20 protein-coding genes are annotated in these 22127 nt (G+C 59.8%); 13 read left to right on the top strand and 7 right to left on the bottom strand.

The window, feature by feature from the left end; translation table 11 throughout:
• Positions 1 to 4 precede the first annotated feature (4 nt).
• The 6 genes from V8J85_RS15310 (at position 5) to V8J85_RS15285 (ending at position 6293) form a co-directional block, all read left to right on the top strand.
• Positions 5 to 367 (top strand): hypothetical protein, encoded by a 363-nt coding sequence (locus V8J85_RS15310; protein WP_339954628.1) that lies wholly within the window; start codon positions 5 to 7, stop codon positions 365 to 367.
• Between the two features lie 104 nt (positions 368 to 471).
• Entirely contained in the window at positions 472 to 1311 is an 840-nt protein-coding gene (locus V8J85_RS15305; protein WP_339954627.1) for a flagellar motor protein MotB, read from the top strand.
• Positions 1312 to 1395: 84 nt separating this feature from the next.
• Positions 1396 to 2730, top strand: a complete 1335-nt coding sequence (locus tag V8J85_RS15300) for a flagellar hook protein FlgE (RefSeq protein WP_339954626.1) — start codon at positions 1396 to 1398, stop codon at positions 2728 to 2730.
• Between the two features lie 15 nt (positions 2731 to 2745).
• Positions 2746 to 4182, top strand: coding sequence for a flagellar hook-associated protein FlgK (gene flgK / locus V8J85_RS15295; RefSeq protein ID WP_339954625.1), 1437 nt, complete (start codon positions 2746 to 2748; stop codon positions 4180 to 4182).
• 3 nt (positions 4183 to 4185) lie between these two features.
• The gene (locus V8J85_RS15290; protein ID WP_339954624.1) at positions 4186 to 5193 is read left to right on the top strand and encodes a flagellin; all 1008 of its coding nucleotides are present in this window, start codon (positions 4186 to 4188) and stop codon (positions 5191 to 5193) included.
• A complete protein-coding gene (locus tag V8J85_RS15285) occupies positions 5190 to 6293 on the top strand; it encodes a flagellar basal body P-ring protein FlgI (protein ID WP_339954623.1) in 1104 nt (367 codons plus the stop codon). The genes V8J85_RS15290 and V8J85_RS15285 overlap by 4 nt, the downstream gene beginning before the upstream one ends.
• 232 nt (positions 6294 to 6525) lie before the next feature.
• Here V8J85_RS15285 and V8J85_RS15280 read toward each other — a convergent pair whose 3' ends face one another.
• A complete protein-coding gene (locus V8J85_RS15280) occupies positions 6526 to 8052 on the bottom strand; it encodes an ABC-F family ATP-binding cassette domain-containing protein (RefSeq protein WP_339954622.1) in 1527 nt (508 codons plus the stop codon).
• A 218-nt stretch (positions 8053 to 8270) separates the two neighbouring features.
• Entirely contained in the window at positions 8271 to 9524 is a 1254-nt protein-coding gene (locus V8J85_RS15275) for a DNA polymerase IV (RefSeq protein WP_339954621.1), read from the bottom strand.
• Positions 9525 to 9549: 25 nt separating this feature from the next.
• On the opposite strand from V8J85_RS15275, the gene V8J85_RS15270 reads away from it, so the two are divergent.
• From V8J85_RS15270 to V8J85_RS15260, 3 genes are all read left to right on the top strand, one after another.
• On the top strand, positions 9550 to 9987 hold the full coding sequence (locus V8J85_RS15270) for an NUDIX domain-containing protein (protein ID WP_339954620.1): 438 nt from the start codon (positions 9550 to 9552) through the stop codon (positions 9985 to 9987).
• Positions 9988 to 10115: 128 nt separating this feature from the next.
• Entirely contained in the window at positions 10116 to 11009 is an 894-nt protein-coding gene (locus V8J85_RS15265; protein ID WP_339954619.1) for an SPFH domain-containing protein, read from the top strand.
• Positions 11009 to 11281, top strand: coding sequence for an NfeD family protein (locus V8J85_RS15260; protein WP_339954618.1), 273 nt, complete (start codon positions 11009 to 11011; stop codon positions 11279 to 11281). Before V8J85_RS15265 ends, V8J85_RS15260 begins: the two co-directional genes overlap by 1 nt.
• Before the next feature lie 356 nt (positions 11282 to 11637).
• Here V8J85_RS15260 and pyrF read toward each other — a convergent pair whose 3' ends face one another.
• Positions 11638 to 12354, bottom strand: coding sequence for an orotidine-5'-phosphate decarboxylase (pyrF, locus tag V8J85_RS15255; protein ID WP_339954617.1), 717 nt, complete (start codon positions 12352 to 12354; stop codon positions 11638 to 11640).
• A gap of 75 nt (positions 12355 to 12429) precedes the next feature.
• On the opposite strand from pyrF, the gene V8J85_RS15250 reads away from it, so the two are divergent.
• Positions 12430 to 12876, top strand: coding sequence for a HEAT repeat domain-containing protein (locus tag V8J85_RS15250; protein ID WP_339954616.1), 447 nt, complete (start codon positions 12430 to 12432; stop codon positions 12874 to 12876).
• A gap of 58 nt (positions 12877 to 12934) precedes the next feature.
• Here V8J85_RS15250 and V8J85_RS15245 read toward each other — a convergent pair whose 3' ends face one another.
• Positions 12935 to 13108 carry a hypothetical protein gene (locus V8J85_RS15245; RefSeq protein WP_339954615.1) on the bottom strand — a complete coding sequence of 58 codons (174 nt, stop codon included), beginning with the start codon at positions 13106 to 13108 and terminating at the stop codon, positions 12935 to 12937.
• A 205-nt stretch (positions 13109 to 13313) separates the two neighbouring features.
• On the opposite strand from V8J85_RS15245, the gene clpB reads away from it, so the two are divergent.
• Complete coding sequence (gene clpB, locus V8J85_RS15240) at positions 13314 to 15926, top strand: ATP-dependent chaperone ClpB (protein WP_339954614.1); 2613 nt, start codon at positions 13314 to 13316, stop codon at positions 15924 to 15926.
• A 30-nt stretch (positions 15927 to 15956) separates the two neighbouring features.
• Here the strand turns inward: clpB and V8J85_RS15235 are convergent, their stop codons facing one another.
• From V8J85_RS15235 to V8J85_RS15225, 3 genes are all read right to left on the bottom strand, one after another.
• Positions 15957 to 17078, bottom strand: coding sequence for an aminotransferase (locus V8J85_RS15235; protein WP_339954613.1), 1122 nt, complete (start codon positions 17076 to 17078; stop codon positions 15957 to 15959).
• A gap of 103 nt (positions 17079 to 17181) precedes the next feature.
• Positions 17182 to 19203 (bottom strand): fasciclin domain-containing protein, encoded by a 2022-nt coding sequence (locus tag V8J85_RS15230; protein WP_339954612.1) that lies wholly within the window; start codon positions 19201 to 19203, stop codon positions 17182 to 17184.
• A 69-nt stretch (positions 19204 to 19272) separates the two neighbouring features.
• Positions 19273 to 19749, bottom strand: coding sequence for a fasciclin domain-containing protein (locus V8J85_RS15225; RefSeq protein WP_339954611.1), 477 nt, complete (start codon positions 19747 to 19749; stop codon positions 19273 to 19275).
• 278 nt (positions 19750 to 20027) lie between these two features.
• On the opposite strand from V8J85_RS15225, the gene msrP reads away from it, so the two are divergent.
• Positions 20028 to 20927, top strand: a complete 900-nt coding sequence (gene msrP, locus V8J85_RS15220) for a protein-methionine-sulfoxide reductase catalytic subunit MsrP (RefSeq protein ID WP_339954610.1) — start codon at positions 20028 to 20030, stop codon at positions 20925 to 20927.
• Positions 20928 to 20930: 3 nt separating this feature from the next.
• Positions 20931 to 21542, top strand: a complete 612-nt coding sequence (gene msrQ / locus V8J85_RS15215; RefSeq protein WP_339954609.1) for a protein-methionine-sulfoxide reductase heme-binding subunit MsrQ — start codon at positions 20931 to 20933, stop codon at positions 21540 to 21542.
• Positions 21543 to 22127 lie beyond the last annotated feature (585 nt).

Raw genomic sequence — 22127 nt, 5'->3', positions numbered from 1 at the left:
CCGCATGAACCAGATCTGTGTTCCCCTCTCGCCCGTCGACGCGATCGAACGGCTTGCCATACTGACCCTGCGCTACGACAGCGCCATCGTCGCGACTGAAAGGGCGCGGCTTCGGGGCGAACTCACCACGCTGGGCCGGGCGATCGATCGGATTTTGCCGGACAGTGCCGACCCGAAAAAAGCATTTTACGAGGTTCATGCCGACCTTTGGTCATTGCAGGATGATCTGCGCGCCTGTGTGGCGCGGGGTGATTTCGGACCGGCATTCCTGGCTTTGGCGCAGTCGCACATCGCCGTTCTCGATCAGGCAGAGGCGCTGCGCCGCACATTGGCAGATGAACTTGATAAAGGCGGATCGATCCAATGATTTCCTGCCAAAAAGATCGAAATTTATCATAAATCCGCACCTTAAGCCTCCTTTCATCCCCGCCGCGCTAGGCCCTTTGCGGGGGCCCGAGGAAGGTGGGAAAAATGAGCGCTGGCAGAAATGCACCGGTCATCATCAAACGCAAAAAGATCGTCGCCGGCGACGGCCATCATGGTGGCGCGTGGAAGGTTGCTTATGCGGATTTCGTCACCGCGATGATGGCGTTCTTCATGCTGATGTGGCTTTTGAACGCGACCACCGAACAGCAGCGCAAGGGCATCGCCGATTACTTTTCCCCCACGATTCCCATCAACCGCGTCTCGGGCGGCGGGTCCGGCGCGTTCGGCGGCGACAACATCTTTACCGAAAATGCACTGGCGCAAAGCGGAACGGGCATCAACCAACCGACGATCGGTGACAAACCCATGCGGTCGACAACCGAACTCGGCGGGGAAGATGCCGAGCAAGCCGCGCAAATCGCGGCCCTGCAACAGGTCGAAGATATCCTGTTCGGTCGCGGCGGGGAAAGCGCCGTGTCGGAACTGGCCCTGCGCCATATCATCACGCGCCTCACGGATGAGGGGCTGATCATCGAAATCTTCGATCTGCCGCAGGCGCAGCTTTTCCTGGCCGACAGCACCACGCCCAACCCGATCGCACAAGATATCGCTGCGATGCTGTCGCGCGTGTTTCAGCGGGTGAAGAACCCTGTCGCGATCAAGGGGCACCTCGCGGCCAAGCCGATCCTTGCCGTCGACAACCCGGTCTGGGACCGGTCGATCGGCAGGGCCATGGTGATGCGGACATTGATGGAAGAGGCCGCGTTCGACCCAAGGCGGATCGTGCGAATCACCGGCGCAGGTGACCGGGAGGCTGCGGTGCGCGATGCAACGGCCCTGCGCAACAACCGGATCGAGATCATTCTTCTGCGGACGGATCGGTGACAAGTACGGAAAGTTTTAAGCATTAGGCTGACGTTAAGCTCGCACCTTTAGGAAAGCGGTAATCTCGATCCAGAAAGGCACAATATGACGATTTCCTCTTCCCTGAATGCCAGCGTTGCCGGTCTTGCCGCAAATGCCTCGCGGTTGGCGACGATCTCCGACAACATCTCGAATTCGTCGACCTATGGCTACAAACGGGCGATCACCGATTTCCAGTCGATGGTCATCGAAAGCGGGCGGGGGACCTATTCCGCCGGGGGGGTGCGGACAACGTCATCGCGCCTGATCGACGAACGCGGCGCGCTGGTATCGACATCCAACCCCACCGATCTTGCGGTCCGGGGGCGGGGCATGCTGCCGGTCACGACCGAGGTATCGGTCAATGTGAATAACGGTGAAAATCCGCTGATGCTGACGACGACCGGGTCCTTCCGGCCAGATGCCCAGGGCTATCTGCGCAGCCCCGGTGGTCTGGTGCTGATGGGTGTCCCAGCCCAACCCGACGGAACGATCCCGAACTATCCGCGCGACTCGGTCGATGGACTGCAGCCGATCCGCATCAACGCCAACCAATTCGCGGGTGAGCCGACGACACGGGTCGATCTTTCGGTCAACCTGCCAGCGACGTCGACGCGCGAAGGGGCGGTGGGCAATGCAGAATCACTTTCCATCGAATATTTCGACAATCTGGGGGCGTCCTCTAATCTTAGCTTTACCTTCACACCCACGGTGCCGGCCAATGGTGCGTCCAACGAATGGACGATGACCATCCGGGACAGCGAAACCGATATCAATAACAACGGCACGCCGGATATCGTGGGTGAATACACGCTGACCTTCGACGACAGCCGCGGCGGCGGCGGCACCTTGGCAAGTGTCGGCTTCGCCAACGCGGGCGCGCCCATTGGCGGACCCTACGACCCTGCGACCGGTATCCTGACCATCGCCGTCGACGGCGGCCCGATGGAAATCAATATCGGTGAGGTTGGCAGTTCCATCGGCCTCACCCAACTCTCCGACGCCTTTGCGCCGGTCTCGATTTCCAAGAACGGCACGCCCGTGGGCAGTCTGACCTCGGTCGAGGTCGATCAGAATGGCTTTGTCCGCGCGTCCTTCGATATCGGCATCAACCGGGTGCTGTATCAGATCCCGCTGGTCGATGTGCCGAACGTCAATGGGCTCGAAACGCTGGATCAGCAAAGCTATCGCGTCACCCCGGATAGCGGCACGTTCTTCCTGTGGGATGCCGGTGACGGGCCGACAGGTGACATCGTCGGCTTCGCCCGCGAAGAATCCGCCACCGACGTGGCCGGTGAGCTGACCGAACTGATCCAGACCCAACGGGCCTATTCCTCCAACGCCAAGGTGATCCAGACCGTGGATGAAATGTTGCAGGAAACGACCAACATCAAACGCTGATAGGCGGACCATGACATGAGCATTTCCGGCGCCCTCAACAACGCGATCTCGGGCTTGACGACAACCTCGCGCATGGCCGAGATCACGTCGTCCAATCTGTCGAACGCCCTGACCGACGGCTATGGCCGCCGATCGCTGGACCTGTCCGCGGCAGAACTCGGCGGCGTCCGGGCGACAGGGGTGCACCGGCATGTCGATGCGGGGCTTTTGGCCGACAGGCGGCTCGCCGATGCGGCGCTGGGTGGGCAACAGCGCAGCGCGGGCATGCTGGCCCGACTGGAACAGACCATCGGCACGCCCGAGGATCAGGGCGGCATCGGCGCGCGCCTCGCCGCGCTCGAACAGGCCCTGATCAGCGCGAGCAGCGATCCGGCCTCTGAAAACCGGCTGCGCAATGTCGCGGGCCGCTTGCAGGATGTCACGGACACGCTGAACGGTAACGCGCGCCAGATTCAAACGCTCCGGGTCGAGGCCGATCGGGCCATCGCCGACGACATCAACGATCTGAACAACGCACTGGTTCAGGTGGGCGACCTGAACCGCGATATTCAGCGGCTGAAATCAACCGGCAGCGACATCTCTCCACTGCTCGATGCGCGGCAAAAGGTGGTGGACAAAATCGCCGAGATCGTGCCCGTCCGCGAAGTACGACGCGACAACGACACGATCGGGCTGATGACCGTATCGGGCATGACGTTGCTGGATGGACGACCAGCGCAATTTGGTTTCCAACCCACGCCCACGATTACTGCAGACATGACGCTCGCGTCCGGGGCGCTTTCAGGGGTCACGCGGGACGGCGTCTCACTCGATCCTGCGGGCGGCATCGGGAGGCTGGACGGCGGCACGCTGGGCGCATCCTTCGCACTACGCGACCGCACATTGGTCGACGCCCAAGCAGGCCTCGACAACGTCGCTGCTGATCTCATCGCCCGGTTTCAGGATCCGGCGACCGATCCGACATTGATGGCAGGCGATGCCGGTCTTCTCACCGATCAAGGCAATCCGCTGGACCCATTGGACCTTCCCGGCCTCGCCGGGCGGATTGGCATGAACGCCAGCATTGATCCCGCGCAAGGCGGCGATGTCACGCGCTTGCGCGACGGGTTGAACGCCGCCGCGCCCGGGCCAACAGGCAGCCCAGCCCAGATCGACCGCTGGCTCAGCGCATTGGGCGAAAGCCGCGCCGATCTGCCCGGCACACCTGCGCGCAGCGCCGCCGGGCGGGCGGCGGATTTCATCCGCGATGTCGGACAAACGCGCCTGCAGGCCGACGAAACGCTCAGTTTCGCCGCGGCACGCCACGACACCCTGCGCGAGGCCGAACTGGCCCAAGGCGTCGACAGCGATCAGGAATTGCAGACCCTTTTGCGCGTCGAACAGGCCTATGCCGCCAATGCCCGCGTTATCCAAACCATCGATTTCATGATGCAACGCCTGATGGAGATTTAGACCATGCCCGTGACTTCCCTGGGCGACATGTCCCAGCATTTTTCGGCGGCACGCCAGACCGGTGTGATCAAATCCGATCTGGCCGATCTGGCGAAAAGCCTTTCCACCAGGCAGGTCACCGACGTCACCGCTGCGCTTGGTGGTGAAACGACGCGATTGTCGGGGATCAATCACAGCCTTGCACAGCTGGACGGGTACGGGCAGGCAGGGACGGAGACGGCGCAGATGCTGACCGGAATGCAGAATATCCTGTCCCAGATTGATCAAATACGCGGCGATAGCGCCAATAACCTGTTGTTGGTGACGCAAGAAAGCTCCCCCGCGCAGGTGGACGAGGCCGGGCGCGCCGCCGCCGATGCATTCGCCGACATGGTGCGCGGCATCAATACGCGGGTCGCTGACCGCGCATTGATGGGTGGTGCCGCGGTGGATACCGCGCCGCTCGCCAATGCCGACGCGATGTTCGCCGATCTGCAAACTGCGATCGGCGGCGTAACCGACGCGGCCACGATCATCGGCGCCGTCGATACGTGGTTCGACGATCCTGCCGGTGGCTTTGCTACGATGGGTTATCAGGGCGATGACGGCGCTCCGCTCAGTCGGCGCATCTCTGAAAACAAGACCGTCACGCTAGACGCGCGCGCTGATGACCCCGCGATCAGGGACGTGCTGAAAGCGGCCGCACTGGCAGCAGTGGCCGATCGCGCCACCGGCATCGACCAAGACACGAAGGCAACGCTGTTACGCACAGCAGGCGAACAGCTTTTCACCAGCGCATCGGGCCTCGTCGCCGTCCAATCACGGTTGGGCTATGTCGAACAGCAGGTCGATACCGGGTTGGCGAAAAATGCGGCGCAGAAAACGGCGCTGGGCATCGCTCGTAACGATCTGATCCAGGCCGATCCATTCGAAATAGCGACCCGGTTGCAGGACGTGCAGTTGCAACTGGAAACGCATTTCAGCGTCACGGCGCGGCTATCACGCCTCAGCATTTTGGATTTCATCCGATGAAAGCGCTTATCGCCCTTCTGATGTTCTTCGCGCTCCTGCCTCTGTGCGCCACCGCGCAACCAGTGCGGATCAAGGACCTCGTCGAATTCGACGGTGTGCGTGGCAACGATCTGGTTGGTTATGGCCTTGTCGTCGGACTGAACGGCACGGGCGATGGGTTAAGGAACGCGCCGTTTACCGAGGAAATGCTCAGCAACATTCTCGAACGGCTTGGGGTGAACGTCACCGGCGAACAGTTCCGGCCCAAAAACGTGGCCGCCGTCCTTGTCACCGCCAGCCTGCCGCCCTTTGCCCGGGCGGGCAGCCCGATGGATGTGACCGTATCGGCGATCGGGGACGCCAACAGCCTGCTTGGCGGAACGCTGATCATGACACCGCTGAATGCGGCGGATGGAAATATCTATGCTGTGGCGCAGGGAACGATCATCGCAGGTGGCGCCGCCGCCACCGGTGACGCGGCGAGTGTGATCCAGGGCGTGCCGACGGCGGGTGTCATCCCCTCGGGGGCCACAATCGAACGCGAGGTCGATTTTGATTTCGGCGGGATGAATACGCTGCGGTTGGCGCTGCGGACACCCGATTTCACCACCGCCGGACGGATCGAACAAGCGATCAACCAGAACTTCACGCGCCCCGTCGCGGTGATGCTGGATGCGGGAACGGTCGAATTGAACATCCCCGCCACCAATATGCCTTCGCCCGCTCACGCGCTGGGCCGGATCGAAAACATCCTGGTCGAACCGCAACGTCGTGCGCGGGTTGTGGTCGATCAACGGTCGGGCACAATCGTGATGGGCGAAGACGTGCGGATCAGCCGGGTCGCCGTCAGTCAGGGCAATCTGACGTTGCGTATCCAAGAGGAACCGCTGGTCGCGCAACCCAACCCCTTTGCGCCGGGGGAAACGGTCGTCGTTCCACGGACCGAAACGGCGATCATCGAAGAACCTGGCATCGGCCTGGCCGAGGTGCGGGGTGGCACATCGCTTAGCGAGGTCGTCGCGGGGTTGAACGCCCTTGGCGTCGCGCCGCGCGACATGATCGACATCCTGAAAAGCATCAAGGCCAGCGGCGCGCTGCATGCCGAATTCGTGGTGCGGTAAGGCCAGCCCATGGTGATCTGAAGCGCCCGAATGGTGTGACCTTTGCAGGGCCGGGCAGGCCGAATGCTGGTTTTGACGTCGTGGCAACGGACGAAGACGGCAATCAGATATCGTTAATGAAAGGTCACCGTCCGTTGCGTTAATCCGGCACCGACCGGTCGCGACGGTCCGATGAAATTCCGATGGAATTCCGATACTATTCCGATTGCCGATTTCGGGATGCCGCACCTTGTTAACCATCGCCCGGTTTCGTCATCTCGGCCCTCAGAAATGGCTCTGGATCATCAACCTCAACCAGCCTTTTCCGGTCGATCTGCCAAAACCGATTGCCGACATTTCGCAAGAACTGCCGGTCGTGACTGACCAACAGACAGGCGACATCATGGGCGATAAGCTCGGCCTCAAGCGCCTCTTGCCCCGCGATATCAAGGTGGTTCGTCGGCTCGTCCAACAGGTAGAAATTAGGCATTTGCAGCCGCAAAACCAGCATCGCCAACCGTGCCCGTTGCCCACCTGACAGCGCATCGATCGGGCCATCCTGTTTATGGATCGCGATCCCGGCCCCGGCCAAAACACCCCGCGCCCGCTGATCACCGATATCGAACCGGTTGGTGATCGCCTGCATCGGTGATCGGTCATCCGCGAATTGGCTAAGGTGTTGATCTGCATAGCCTTCTGCAATCGTCGGCGCGTAACGGATACCGGCAACCTCGCCGCCGATCGCGTGGTGAATCAGCTTGATCATCTGGGTCTTGCCGGTCCCGTTGCTGCCCAACAGAACAACACGGTCGCCTTGCGCGATCCACTGCTTTCCGGTCCGGTACAGCAGGTTGCCGTCTGGCGTTGTGACATCGACATTATCCAACGATACCAGTGCCTTGGCATGTGTCCCGCGATTGGTGAGCCGGATATCCCCTGCGGATCGTTCGTCATGCGCAGGCTTGGCTGCGGCCTCGATCTTGGCCGCGCGTTCGGCCAGCTGTTTTGTCTTGGTGATCAACAGGTCCGAGCCGGAATTAATCCCGATATTCTTGAGCTTCGCGGCCTGTTTGCGCAGTTGGTTCGCCTTGTTGAGATCATTGGCATGACGACGCTCATCCGCCGCATCGGCCTCATCCAGTGCCGCGCGGGCCCTCGAAAACGGCAGTGGAAAGACGCGGGAGGCGGTCTCGCGCAAGAACAGGGTGCGGTTTGTCACAGCATCGAGGAATTCCCGGTCGTGCGCGGTGATGATCACGGGCACATCGCGCGGCAGGCGCGACAGCCAATCCTGCAGCAGGCCGATCCGATGCAGGTCAAGGTGGTTAGTGGGCTCATCGAGTAGCAGCAGATCGGGCTCCGTCACCCAGGCGGCGGCGAGAAGGGCGGTGCGCTGCCAACCTCCGCTGAGTTCCGACAAACGCTTATGATGAAAATCGACGGGAACAGATAGATCATCAAGAACGACATCGACACGCCAGCTTTCATAATCCTGCTGTTCTGGTGAAAGTGACGTAAGCACATGATCGTAAATAGTTTTTTCAAGCGCTTTGGTTGGGACGTCTTGGCTGACATAGCTGACCCGTAGCCCCCGGGCGCGGGTGATGTCACCACTTGTCGGCTCTGCCAGTCCGGCAATGCAGTGTAAAAGGCTGGATTTTCCCCTGCCGTTGGCGGCGATCAAACCGATCCGGTCGCCTTTGGAAATCGTCAGGTTCAGGTCGGTGAAAAGCGGATCGCCCAGCGTTACGCCAAGCGCGTTGAGATTGAGAATGGTCATATCGGTCTCTGGTCAAACGAAATTGGGCCGCAGCGCGGCATTGGGCGGACCGTGGGGGCGTTGTTCCCTGATCAGCCCTGCAAACGGATTTGCAGGGCGTGGCGGGGACCATGCTGAAGTCGGGGTGCGATGCGCATATTCAGCAGTTGCCCTCCCGTTGTTTGCGTTTCACCAAGTCAGGCGATCGTAGGGCCGGATGTGCCCCCGCGTCAATCCATCTACCGCAGTGCGCGCCCTTTGATGATCGCGTCTGCGCCATATTTCTCGCGGATGCGGTCGGCGGCCTTTTCGGCCTGCGCGCGTTTGCCCGCATCAGGATCAAGAAGGTCACCTTCGCGGTCGGCCCCGTCGGCGGCGACGATTTCGGACAGTCCGACACCCAGCAACCGATAGGCGCCCCGATGATCCACCTGGTCGAACAATCCGCGGGCGGTCCGGTAGATCACGTCGGCGATCTGGGTCGGGTGTCGCAGGCTGATCCGGCGCGTGATCCCTTTGAAATCATGTGTTTTCAGCTTGAGCGTTACGACCCGCCCGGCCTTGTCCTTGGCCTTGGCGCGGGCACTGACCTTTTCAGCCATGCGCCAGATATGTCCGTCGAGGATGTCGGGGTCGCTGGTATCTTCGTGAAACGTCGTCTCGTTCGACAGCGACTTGACCGGGTTGCGGGCCGAGATACGCCGCCCGTCCTCGCCCCGGGCGAGTTGGTAGAGGCGCTCGCCCATCCCGCCGAACCGGTCGTGCAGGTCCCGCCTGTCCCAGCGTAGAAGATCGTCGAACGTGCGAATACCGGCCTTGTTCAGGCTGCCCTGAGCGGCGGGGCCGATCCCCCAGATCAGGCGGACGGATTTCGGGCGGAGGAATTCCATTGTCTCGGCTTTGCCGATGATCGAAAAGCCGCGCGGTTTGTCGAGGTCCGACGCGACTTTGGCCAGAAATTTGTTATGAGACAGACCGATGGATCCGGTCAGCCCCAATTCGTCCCGCATCCGCTTGACCAAACGCGCGAGCATCACGGCGGGCGGTGCGTGATGCAGCCGGGCAGTGCCGGTGAGGTCCATGAACGCCTCGTCCAGCGACAGCGGTTCGACCACGGGGGTCAGTTCGTCCATCATGGCGCGGATGGCGCGCGAGGCTTCGACATAGGCATCAAAGCGCGGGCGGACGACGACGGCGTCGGGGCAGAGCTTCAGCGCCTGAAACATGGGCATCGCGGATCGAACGCCCTTGATCCGGGCGACGTAGCAGGCAGTGGACACGACCCCGCGTCGTCCACCCCCGATGATGACGGGTTTGTCGGCCAGTTCCGGATTGTCCCGCTTTTCGACCGAGGCATAGAAGGCATCGCAATCCATATGCGCAATGGATAGATCGAACAATTCCGGGTGTCGCGTCACGCGGGGGGAGCGGCATTGCGGGCAGCGGGTTTCGCTGTCAAACGTGGTCAGGCAATCGCGGCAAAGGGCGGGCATGGCGCCAATCTAAGGGCGGAACGATATGACGACAACGGGCCAGCATGACGGGGCGAAGGTCGCGCTTTTTCTGGGTGACAAGCTGGTCAGCATTCTGCGGGATGACATCCCGACGATTTCCTACCCGAACCTGTGGGATCTGCCAGGCGGCGGGCGCGAGGGCGATGAAAATACGTTTCAGACCGTTGCACGCGAGTTGGAAGAAGAACTTGGCCTGGTGCTGCCGTCAGAGGCTGTCTTGTGGGAAAGCGCATTCAGATCAGTGAGCGAACCGACCGCATGGGTTGCCTTTTTCGTGGCGCAGATGCCACCCGAGAGCGCGGACCGGATCGTTTTCGGCAATGAAGGGCAGCGGTGGGATCTGTTTGACTTTGACCACTTTCTTGCCCTCGAAAACAGGGTGCCGTCATATGGCGCGCGCTTGCAGAAATGGGTCGCGCAGACGGGCGGTTTGCCCCGCTGAAAAGGGCGCATTTCGGACTGGACACTTCGCGCAACAGGGTATGGAAAACCATACGGCATACTAGTGCATACATTGAAACAGGGTGAAACAGTTCTTATCTGTCGCATACAACAAAAAGGGACAGATATATGCCGATTGATCAGTTGATCTCCGAATTTTTGGGCCAGAATATCCTTTATTTATTGCTCGCCGTCTTCATTATCGTCTGCATTCTCACCGGTGTGCGGATCGTGCCGCAATCGCAAAAATTCGTGGTGGAACGGCTTGGGCGGCTACGCTCGGTTCTGGGGCCGGGGATTAACTTTATCGTGCCGTTTCTGGATCGTGTGCGCCATAAAGTGTCGATTTTGGAACGTCAGTTGCCGGCGATGACGCAGGATGCGATCACGTCCGACAACGTGCTGGTGCAGGTGGAAACATCCGTTTTCTACCGGATTATCGAGCCAGAAAAGACGGTATACCGGATCCGAGATGTCGATGGCGCGATTTCGACGACCGTTGCCGGTATCGTCCGGTCCGAGATCGGCCGGATGGAATTGGACCAGGTGCAGGCGAACCGTGCCAATCTGATCGACGCCGTGCGGCAGCAGGTGGCGCAGCAGGTCGACGATTGGGGGATCGAAGTGACACGCGCTGAAATCCTGGACGTGAACCTTGATCAGGCGACACGCTCGGCCATGTTGCAGCAGCTGAACGCCGAACGCGCCCGCCGCGCACATGTGACCGAGGCCGAAGGGCAGAAACGCGCCGTCGAATTGCAGGCAGATGCAGAGCTGTATGCCGCCGAGCAAGAGGCAAAGGCACGCCGGATCGCGGCAGAGGCCGAGGCTTATGCCACGCAAGTGGTCGCTGCGGCGATTGCCGATAACGGGTTGGAGGCCGCACAGTATCAGGTCGCTTTGAAACAGGTCGAGGCATTGAATAAACTTGGGGCCGGGCAGGGTAATCAGACCGTCGTTCTGCCTGCCGATGCGGTCGATGCGTTCGGCAATGCCTTCAAAATGCTGAAAGGACGCAGCTGATGGTACTTTGGACGGAATGGTGGGCGTGGATGTCAGCCGCACTGATCCTGGCTACGCTCGAGGTGCTTATCCCCGGGTATATCTTCCTTGGATTCGCCATCGGTGCCGGGGTCATGGGCCTGCTGATCCTGCTGGGTATCTCTGCGAAAGGCCTGGCGTTGACTTTGGTGATCTTTGCGACGCTGTCGCTGATTTCCTATCTGATCATGCGCAAGGTGTTTGGATTGCGCAAAGGTCAGGTCAAGATCTGGGAAACCGACATCAATGAATGAAAAAAGCCCGGCGTCTCAAACGCCGGGCAAGTATGATCAAGCAGCTTTTACAATATCGAGGGGACAGAGGCAGATATTGCAGACTTGATCGAGACAGCTTCAAATGCGGGAATCGGACATCTTCAATGCGCGCCGATGCAGGTTGGCAATAACGATTGCAGGTTCCATGTTGCGAGGTCCCGGCACTTCGCAGGGATAGCGGAACGTACGTCCGGCGCGTTTTATATCGACGGAAGCCTGAAACAGGCCATCGACAGGATCATATCGCAAGTTTCGAATTTGCATCGGTTCAACCTTTCCTTTGCTTGCCGAAACAATGCATGACGGCGAAGAAGGTTCCCGATGACGGATGCCGTTCAGAAATTCGGCGATAGGGCCTGGGGTGATCGAAGTTCGGTCAAGATGTTCTCTGCAGCCTGCTGTGGATCGGCGGCCTGCCAAATGGGCCGCCCTACGACGACGTGATCCGCACCATTGGCGATGGCCTGCGCTGGCGTCATGACCCGCTTTTGGTCGCCTAACCCGGCCCCAACCGGGCGGACGCCGGGCGTGACGATCAAGCGTCCCTCGGCCTCGGGCATTTTTCTGATGAGTGCCGCCTCGTGCGGAGAGCAGATGACGCCATCGGCGCCATTGCGCAGCGCGATCCCGGCGCGTTCCTGTACAAGGCCGGCGACCGAACCGGATTTGATGCAGGATGCGTCCAGATCGTCCCGTTCGAGCGAGGTCAGGATCGTGACAGCAAGGATTTTCATATCCGACGCGCCTGCACCCTCTTTTGCCGCGCGCACCACGTGTGGATCACCATGGACCGTCAGAAAATCCAGGTCGAACTGCGCGACACCGCGCACAGCGGCTTCGACCGTGGCACCGATGTCGAAAAACTTCATATCGAGAAAGATGCGTTTGCCGTGGTCCTGTTTCAGCTCATTGGCCAGCGCCAGCCCGCCGCCCGTCAGCATGCCGAGCCCGATTTTGTAGAAACCGACCCGATCGCCCAGCTTTTCCGCCAGGGCAAGCCCGTCCAGCACGTTGGGGACATCCATGGCAACGATCAGGCGGTCATCTGGCATGCTGCATTCTCCGGGCAGGTGTTTTGCGCGGTCTAGCTGCTGGCTGGGCTTGGCGCAATCGCGTAGGCATCGATCATGGACATGATGACGGTTTTCGCGACTTGGGATGGAAAGACGACCGCGGAATTGAAAGACGTCGCGGCGTCTTTGACAGTGGATGACCATCCGACGCTGTTATCGGCTTGCGATGCCGGGGGTAAAACGGGGCGCGCAGCTACCTGGGTTCTCAAGTCAGCCTACGAATCCGGGGCGTCGATCGCGTTTCCCGAGGATGTCCTGCGAGGAAACCCACATTGGGAGGTCGCTTTGCATCTGCTGCAATCGGTCAAGTATGCGGGCGCCCGGGTTGCACCCGAAAGCGTACGGCCGTTTCTGGATCACAAAAAACCGATGGTGCGGGCCTGGGCACTGGATGCCTATGTGTTGTTGGATGGGCCGGATGCCGCCAAATACCTGCGGCAGGCGTCAAATGACCTTGCGGCTTCGGTACGGGCACGGGCGCGCAATCTGCGGAAAAAATAGAAAGGCGCAGCCTGTCCCGGGGCTGCGCCTTGTCGTCCGTCTCTCGCATGCGCCTTGGCTACGCGGGGCGGACCAGCCGTGAGTGGCCTTCGTATTCGTTGTCATCCGACACGACGAGTCGGATTGGTGGTGTGTCGTTCGGCGCGCGCAGGGCGCGGACCGCGTCGGGGCTAAGCGGGAATAGCTGCATCGTTACCTTTGCCGCCTGCGTCTGGATCGTCACCTTGGTCATCGTCGTCTCCTCCACGCTGTCGATATGATCCAAAGCGGTTTGAATTACGCGGGGAAAAGCCTTTTGGCGCTCCCCGTCTGGAATTCCATACCCTCGCATCTTGCACCGGACACGCGGCGTTCCCATCTAAATGTCGAGGCCCGAAAATGGGTGTGCCGCGATGCCGGGCACCTGCGATACAGGGCGCTTAACAAAGGAGAGACCGATGAACTTGGATAAGTTCACTGAGCGGTCGCGCGGTTTTGTCCAAGCCGCCCAGACGATCGCAATGCGTGAGAATCATCAAAGATTCGCCCCCGAACACCTTCTCAAAGCCTTGATGGATGATGAGGAAGGGCTTGCATCGAACCTGATCAGCCGTGCAGGCGGCAATGCCACTGCCGTGATGGGCGCGGTCGAGACCGCATTGGCCAAACAGCCCAGGGTCACCGGCGATGCCGCCCAGGTGTATCTGGACAACACTACCGCCAAGGTCATCGACGAGGCCGAACAGATCGCCAAAAAGGCAGGCGACAGCTTTGTGCCCGTCGAACGGTTACTCACGGCACTGGCCGTCGTGAAGTCCAAGGCCAAGGATGCACTGGATGCGGGTGGTGTGACCGCCAAGGCGCTGAACGCCGCCATCAACGACATCCGCAAAGGTCGGACCGCAGATAGTGCGACTGCAGAAGACAGTTTCGAAGCACTTGCCAAATATGCCCGGGACCTGACCGAAGCAGCCGAGCAAGGCAAGATCGACCCGATCATTGGTCGGGACGAGGAAATTCGCCGCGCGATGCAGGTGCTTTCGCGTCGGACCAAGAACAATCCGGTCCTGATCGGTGAACCCGGCGTGGGGAAGACCGCGATTGCGGAAGGATTGGCGTTGCGCATCATCGATGGCGACGTGCCCGAGAGTTTGCGGAACAAGAAGCTGATGGCGCTTGATATGGGTGCCCTGATTGCCGGTGCGAAGTATCGCGGTGAGTTTGAGGAACGGCTGAAGGCCGTCTTGAAAGAGATCGAAACCGCGGCGGGTGAGATCATCTTGTTCATCGACGAGATGCACACCCTTGTCGGTGCGGGCAAGACGGATGGCGCGATGGACGCGGCCAACCTGATCAAACCGGCGCTTGCGCGGGGGGAATTGCACTGCGTCGGCGCTACGACCTTGGATGAATATCGCAAATACGTCGAGAAAGACGCGGCCCTCGCCCGCCGGTTCCAGCCGTTGATGGTTGAGGAACCGACCGTGACCGATACCGTCAGCATCCTGCGGGGGATCAAGGAAAAGTATGAACTGCACCACGGCGTCCGGATTTCGGATAGCGCTTTGGTTGCCGCAGCGACATTGTCTCATCGCTATATCACCGACCGGTTCCTGCCCGACAAGGCGATCGACCTGGTTGATGAAGCGGCGAGCCGTCTGCGCATGGAGGTCGACAGCAAGCCCGAGGAACTCGATGCGCTCGACCGTCAAATCCTGCAGCTGCAGATCGAGGCCGAGGCGCTGAAGAAAGAGGATGACAAAGCCTCTGTCGACAGGCTCGAACGGTTGGAAAAGGAACTGGCTGACCTGCAGGAACGTGGATCCGAGATGACCGCGAAATGGCAGGCCGAACGCGACAAGCTGGAAGGCACGCGCGCCGTCAAGGAAAAGCTGGACCGCGCCCGCGCCGATCTGGATATCGCCAAACGCGAGGGCAATCTGGCCAAGGCTGGCGAGTTGTCTTACGGCGTCATTCCGGCGCTTGAACGACAGTTGGCCGAGGCCGAGGAAAACGATGATCTGATGGTCGAAGAGGCCGTGCGCCCGGAACAGATCGCCGAGGTCGTCGAACGCTGGACCGGTATTCCGACATCCAAGATGCTGGAAGGTGAGCGTGAAAAGTTGCTGCGCATGGAAGAAGAACTGGGCAAGCGGGTCATCGGTCAAAAGGCTGCCGTCACGTCGGTTGCCAACGCTGTTCGCCGCGCGCGTGCCGGTCTGAATGACGAGAACCGCCCGCTGGGGTCGTTCCTGTTCCTTGGGCCAACCGGTGTGGGTAAGACTGAACTGACCAAGGCGGTTGCCGAATACCTCTTTGACGATGACAGCGCGATGGTTCGCATCGACATGTCGGAGTTCATGGAAAAACACGCGGTCGCCCGTCTGATCGGTGCACCTCCGGGCTATGTCGGCTATGACGAAGGCGGGGTGCTGACCGAGGCTGTGCGGCGCAGGCCGTATCAGGTCGTGTTGTTTGACGAGGTCGAAAAGGCCCACCCTGACGTGTTCAACGTGCTGCTGCAGGTCCTTGATGACGGCGTGCTGACCGACGGTCAGGGCCGCACCGTGGATTTCAAGCAGACGCTGATCATCCTGACGTCGAACCTGGGTGCGCAGGCGCTAAGCCAATTGCCCGATGGTGCTGACCCCGCACAGGCCAAGCGTGACGTGATGGACGCAGTGCGGGCCCATTTCCGCCCGGAATTCCTGAACCGTCTGGATGAGACGATCATCTTTGACCGTCTTGCGCGCGACGACATGGCGGGGATCGTGCAGATCCAGTTGGCACGGTTGGAGAAACGGCTGGCCAGCCGCAATCTGCAAATCGTGTTGGATGAGCCTGCGCTGAAATGGCTGGCCGATGAAGGATACGATCCGGTCTTTGGTGCACGCCCTCTCAAGCGGGTGATCCAGCGGGCGTTGCAAGACCAACTGGCCGAGATGATCCTGGCTGGGGATGTCATGGATGGTGACACGATCAATGTCTCTGCCGGTGCGGATGGCCTGATCGTGGGTGATCGTCTGTCGGCGTCGAACCGACCACGACCGGATGATGCCGTCGTCCACTGATCATGATGCCCGGCCCATGTGGCGGGGCATTTACGTTTGGCGGTTCAGGAAATCCGATAGCCGCCCCAACCCGTCGCTGAACGCAGATTCCGGATTGCCAAAACCGATCCGCACATAACCCCCCATACCAAAGACTTCGCCCGGGGTCAGCATGACACCGGTCTCTTGCAGCAGCCCGACGCAGAAATCGCGGGATGACATCGGCAGATCGTACTTAAGCAGTGTCGTGGTCCCTGACCGGGGTTTGATCCAGCTGAGCAACGGTTGATCGTTCATCCACGCCTCAAGGGTCGCCAGATTGCCGCGCGTGATGTCTTTGCTGCGGGCCAGCACCTTGTCATGATGTTCAAGCGCGACCATCGCCAAATAGTCATCAATCTGCCCGACCGAGATCGTGTCATAGTCGCGATGGATCATCACCGCCTCAATCATCTCGGGCGGTGCGACGACCCAACCCAGCCGTAAGCCAGCGAGCGAGAATGCCTTGGACATGCCCGCCGTCCCGATCCCTTTCTCGTAGATATCCGCAATGGATGCTGTAGTGCCGTCACCGGTTTGGTCGATCCCGCGATAGACCTCATCGCAAAGAATCCAGGCATCCGCAGCGCGGGCGATCTTCGCAATCTGTTCAAGCATGGGCTGGTCGATCAGTGCACCGGTTGGATTGTTGGGGTTGGTCAGCGCGATCAACTTTGTATCTGTCCCGACCAGATGGCGCAGGTGGTCGAGATCGGGCAGGAAACCGTCCTCTTCCCGCAGATAAAAGTGATGGACATCCGCGCCGAGGCTCGCCGGGATCGCGTCGTGTTGCTGGTAGGTCGGCATGATCGAAACGACCTTGTCACCCGCGCTGACCAGCGCCTTGTGCACCAGCATGTTCGCCCCGATCGTACCGTGGGTCACAACCACATTGTCCGGCGATTGTCGGTCGTAAAGGGCCGCGATGGCGCGCCGTAACCGGTCAGACCCCTTGATCGGGCCGTAAGTCATATGCATCGATAGGATGTCGGAAAGATCGTCGCTGTTCTTGCCGACGACCTCAAACAATTCCGCGACCGTCAGACTGTGGACGCAGGTTTCGGCAAGGTTCAGGTCGCACTTGGTCTCCCATTCGTTCATCCAGATTTCGACGCCGAAGGGGGTGATGTGCATGGAAGTGACCTGCCTGGTGAATTGTCCACCCACAGTACCGCGGGGAGGCATTCCCGCAAATCAAATGTAATGCCCGGCGACCAGCGACCGCCGGGCATGGTGTTTAGAAGATAAAGTTGTCTTCCGTCAGGCTGGACGTACGGACCCAGGACAGATCAATACTGTCACCGTCACCCAGATCGATATGGGTGCCGAACCAGCCACCGCTGATATCGAGATCATCGATACCGGTCAGGCCCAGATCGCTCAGATCGATCACATCTTCATGCACGTTGAAGTCGCGGATCTTGTCGCGTCCGTCACCGTCGTTGAAGACAAACGTGTCGGCACCCGAACCGCCAAAGAGCTTGTCACGCCCGGCGCCGCCGATGATCGTGTCATCACCCGATCCACCATAGATACGGTCACGGCCCGCGCCGCCGTCCAGATGGTCATCGCCGCTCCACCCGCTGATCAGGTCGCGCCCGGCACCACCAAGGCCCACGTCATCGCCTGAGCCGAGAAAGATGAAATCTTTCCCTCCCTTGCCACTGACAAAGTCATCGCCGCGCCCGGTGTAAAAGAAGTCACGCCCATCATCACCGATTTCAAGATCGACATTGTCGCCGACCAGCAGATCAACGGGGATCAACACCTCGTCGATGACGTGGACGACACCGTTATTCGCCTGAATATCGGTGGCGATCAGGTTGGCGTCAAACGTGTCAGGGTCATTGTCGATCAACGACGTGCCCGACACCTCAACCGTGCCTCCCTGCAGGGTCTCGATATTCTCGAGCCCCAAGACCTGGCTGGCCTGCAAGGACTGACCCGAGACGTGATAGGTCAGCACATCCGTCAAGAGAGGGATTGGGTCTCCCTTCCCCAGCAATGTCAGCACATCGACGAGGTAAGTCCACGCGCCGGCCTCATCCGTGCCGTGAAAACCGACATCCTGCGCCAGTTTGACGAAGGCATCATCGTTCGGGGCGAAGACGGTCAGATCAACCTCTGCGCTGGCCAGCGTGCCCGCCAACCCAGCGGTTTTGACCGCCTCGAGCAAGATGTCGAAATCCGCATTGTTGTCGTCGAACCCGTCGCCCGACGCCGCCACGATGTCCGTGATGCTGGGCGCATCATTGTCCGGCAGGTCGACGGGCAAAAGAACGCGGTCGATCACGTGGACGATCCCGTTGGACGCGGGAATATCTGTTGCCACCAGAGATGGGTCAATCAGGTCAGGTTCTTGATCTGTCAGTGTCGGCAATTCGCCCGCACCGATTTCCGCCCCTTGCAGCGTGCTGACCGTGCCACTGGCTGCGATATCGGCCGCGGTTTGGGCTCCGGGTGACACGTGATAGGTCACAACGGCATTCAGCGTCTCGACCGGAACATTGGCCACGATGAACCCGGTCACAGCCTCTGCGTCGGCAGGATCACCGTCAAAGCCCAGATCGACGGCCAGTTGGCCGAAGGCCGCGTTGCTGGGCGCGAAGACGGTCAGGGATTGCGATGCGTCCGCCAAGGTGCCGACCAGGTTCGACCCCTCGAGGTTCGCGTCGATGTATTGCAGTGCTGCGACGAGGATACTGAAATCAGCGCTGCCGAGTGCGATGTCGACGATGGTCGGGTCGGGCTCTGGCGCGGGTTCGTTACCTGGCAGATCGATTGGTAACAGCACCCGGTCGATGACATGCAGAATGCCGTTGTCGGCAGCGATGTCGGTCGCAACAAGCGTGGGATCGGTCAGGTCCGGCTCATTGTCTTTCAGGGACGGCAGGTGCCCGGCGTCGATCGTGCCACCCTGCAGCGTGGTCACCGTACCCGCAGCACCTATGTCTGCCGCGTTGAGCACGCCGCCGGCTACATGATATGTCACGACGGTATTCAGCGTCTCGACCGGTACGTTGGTGACGAGGAATGCGGTCACGGCCTCGGTATCGGCGGGATCGCCGTCAAAGCCCAGATCGGCGGCCAGTTGACCGAATGCGGCGTTGGTGGGTGCGAAGACGGTCAGCGATTGGCTGGGGTCGTTCAACGTCCCGACCAGATCCGAGCCTTCGATGTTGCTATCGATGAATTGAAGCGCCGCGACGAGAATGCTGAAGTTTTCATCGTCGCTGGCGATGCCAACGAATGTTGCCATGGTATTAGCCCCTGATGATATTGGAAAGAAAAAGGGCGGCCCGCGGGCCGCCCGAAACAGATCACTGGTTTAGCTTGGTGGCAGGATCACCTTATCGATCACGTGGATTACGCCGTTCGATGCCTCTACATCGGCGGTGACCACATTCGCGTCGTTCACCATCACGCCACCCTCGGTCATGATGGTCACGTCAGCGCCGTTGACGGTCGCCGCTTCCATATCGTTGCTCAGATCACCGGACATCACCTTTCCGGCCACGACATGATAGGTCAGAACCTCGGCGAGTGCCTCGGGATCGGCCAGCAGCCCGTCAACCGTACCCTCGGGCAGTGCGGCGAATGCTTCATCTGTCGGCGCAAATACCGTGAATGGACCGTCGCCTTTCAGCGTGTCCGCCAAACCGGCTGCTTCGACGGCCGCAACCAGTGTTGTAAACGTGCCAGCCTCGACCGCCGTATCGACGATGTCTTTGCTCTTATCGCCTGCATATGCGGCTGTTGCGATCGCCGCTGTTGCGGTCAGTGCCATGAATGTTCTGCGTAGCATTTATGAACTCCTCTGTTCGGACGCCATTTCGTTTGGCATCGCGGTTTTTACGCAGCGGAGGGGGTGCAGATCACAGGGGAAACATGCTGGTGTCGCTTGACCTGCGACATCAGCGGACTAAGCCGTGGCGTCGCATGATTTCCAATCACGGTTCTGTGATGCGCTGTGACCAAAAGCAGCATTTTGTGTGAAGTATTTCATCCCGCTGGCGGCATCGTGAGACACTTTTCAATCTTTTCATCCTATATGGTGGCTTGATGAAAAGGACGGAGATTTGAATGGCCCATCGTTGGACCAATACTTTGACCAAGGCGGATGTGACGCCAAAGGCTGCATATCTGAACCGCCGCCAGATTCTGGCAGGCACCGTTGGGCTGGGTGCGATCGGTTTGGCCGGCGCGGCGCAGGCGGATGAGCTTGAGCTGAACACGCTGGAAGAAATCACGACATACAACAACTTTTACGAATTCGGGACCGGGAAAGGCGACCCTGCCGCCAACGCGCACAAACTGGTGACCAAACCCTGGTCGATCAAGATCGACGGCATGGTCGACAACCCGGGTGAGTATGCGCTGGCCGATCTGCTGGATGGGCTGCCGGTGGAGGAACGCATCTACCGCTTTCGTTGTGTCGAGGCCTGGTCGATGGTCATTCCGTGGAACGGGATCGAGTTGGCCGACATCCTCAATAAGGTCGGCGTGCAGGACGGTGCGAAATACGTCGCCTTTGAAACGGTGGTCCAGCCGGACAACATGATCGGTGTGCAGCGCCGCGTTCTCGACTTCCCCTATGTGGAAGGTCTGCGTCTGGACGAGGCGATGCATCCGCTGACGATCATGGCCACCGGCATCTATGGCGAACCCATCGCCAATCAGAACGGCGCACCGATCAGGTTAGTGGTGCCATGGAAGTACGGGTTCAAATCTATCAAATCGATCGTGCGGATCACGCTGACCGATCAAGAGCCACCCACAAGCTGGAACAAGGCCAATGCGCGGGAATATGGCTTCTACAGCAATGTGAACCCAAACGTGGATCATCCGCGCTGGTCGCAGGCGACTGAACGGCGCATCGGCGGCGGCCTGTTCGCACCGCGGATCGATACGCTGATGTTCAATGGGTACGAAGAAGAAGTGGCCAGCCTCTATGAAGGCATGGACCTGTCGGAGTTCTACTGATCCATGGCGCCTTCCCAAACAATCAACGGCGCGCTGCGCAAGGTTCCAGCGTGGACTATATATATAGTCTGCGCTGCATGGACAGTCTGGCTGTTCTACCTCGCGCTGACCGGTGGTCTTGGGGTGGAGCCTATCAACGCGCTGGAGCGTGAATATGGTGAGTTGGGCCTGATCCTTCTTGTCGTCGGTTTAATGGTCACCCCCTTGCGGAAATGGACCGGGGTCAACCTGCTGAAGTTCCGCCGCGCGATTGGCGTCAGTGCGTTCTTTCTGATCCTCGCGCATTTCCTTGTTTGGGCGGTTCTTGACGTGCAGACATGGGGAAGGGTTTGGACCGAGATCGTGAAGCGGCCCTACGTGACGATCGGAATGGTCGGCTTTGTCCTGATGATCCCACTGGCGCTTACCTCGAACAATCTGTCGGTCCGCAAGCTCGGGGCGGCGACTTGGCGCAAGCTGCACAAGCTGACTTATCCGGTCGCGGTCCTCGGGGCTGTTCACTACCTTTGGTTGGTGAAAGGCTTTCAGATCGAACCGATCATCTATTTGATCGTGATCTTGGGTCTGATCGCGACTCGGTATGTATCGCTCGGATGGAAACGACAGGCCGCCTGATACAAAACCGCCACTGAATCGAAGGCCCGGCGCGAAAAGTGCCGGGTTTTTTGATTCCTGATCGGGTGAATCCCGGCACGAGTCGGCGACCCGTAGGTTAACAAGGGGTGAATCGGTGCGATTCAGACCAGAATTCGGCCCCGAGTCTGCCCGAGTCTGCCAGACTCTTGTGGGGGACTCTGTGGATAACCCAAAATCTTGTGTGTTCTGTTTCCATTCCGCCTAAGAAAATTGCGATTGAACCCGACGTCGGCGCATCGAAATTGCCCTAAACCCCTTAAAACATACAAAAAATCGGCTTTGTCACAAAAAATGCATTTTTCTCGAAAAAAGGGGTTGCGGGCACCCCGCACTAACCGTAGAACCCCCCTCACCGGCGGCGCTGAGGCGCACAACGGGACGCCAAACGGGCCACACTGAAGCGGAAACGCAGACGAACGGCAACGCGGCGGAACTAAGAAATTCTGAGGTATTCGAGGCGAGGCGCGCCAGAAAGTTAGGGCGCATCTAGTCTCATTTGTCTCTACGTTGTTTGAAATTGATATATCTGAAGAGATATGTGGGCGGTTTGGTTCATTCGATGGA

Origin of the sequence: Yoonia sp. 2307UL14-13 (genome assembly GCF_037572755.1) — a bacterium.
GTDB lineage: Bacteria > Pseudomonadota > Alphaproteobacteria > Rhodobacterales > Rhodobacteraceae > Yoonia.
The sequence above is the reverse complement of the archived record's forward strand: the minus strand, read 5'-3'. Positions and strand labels throughout refer to the sequence as shown.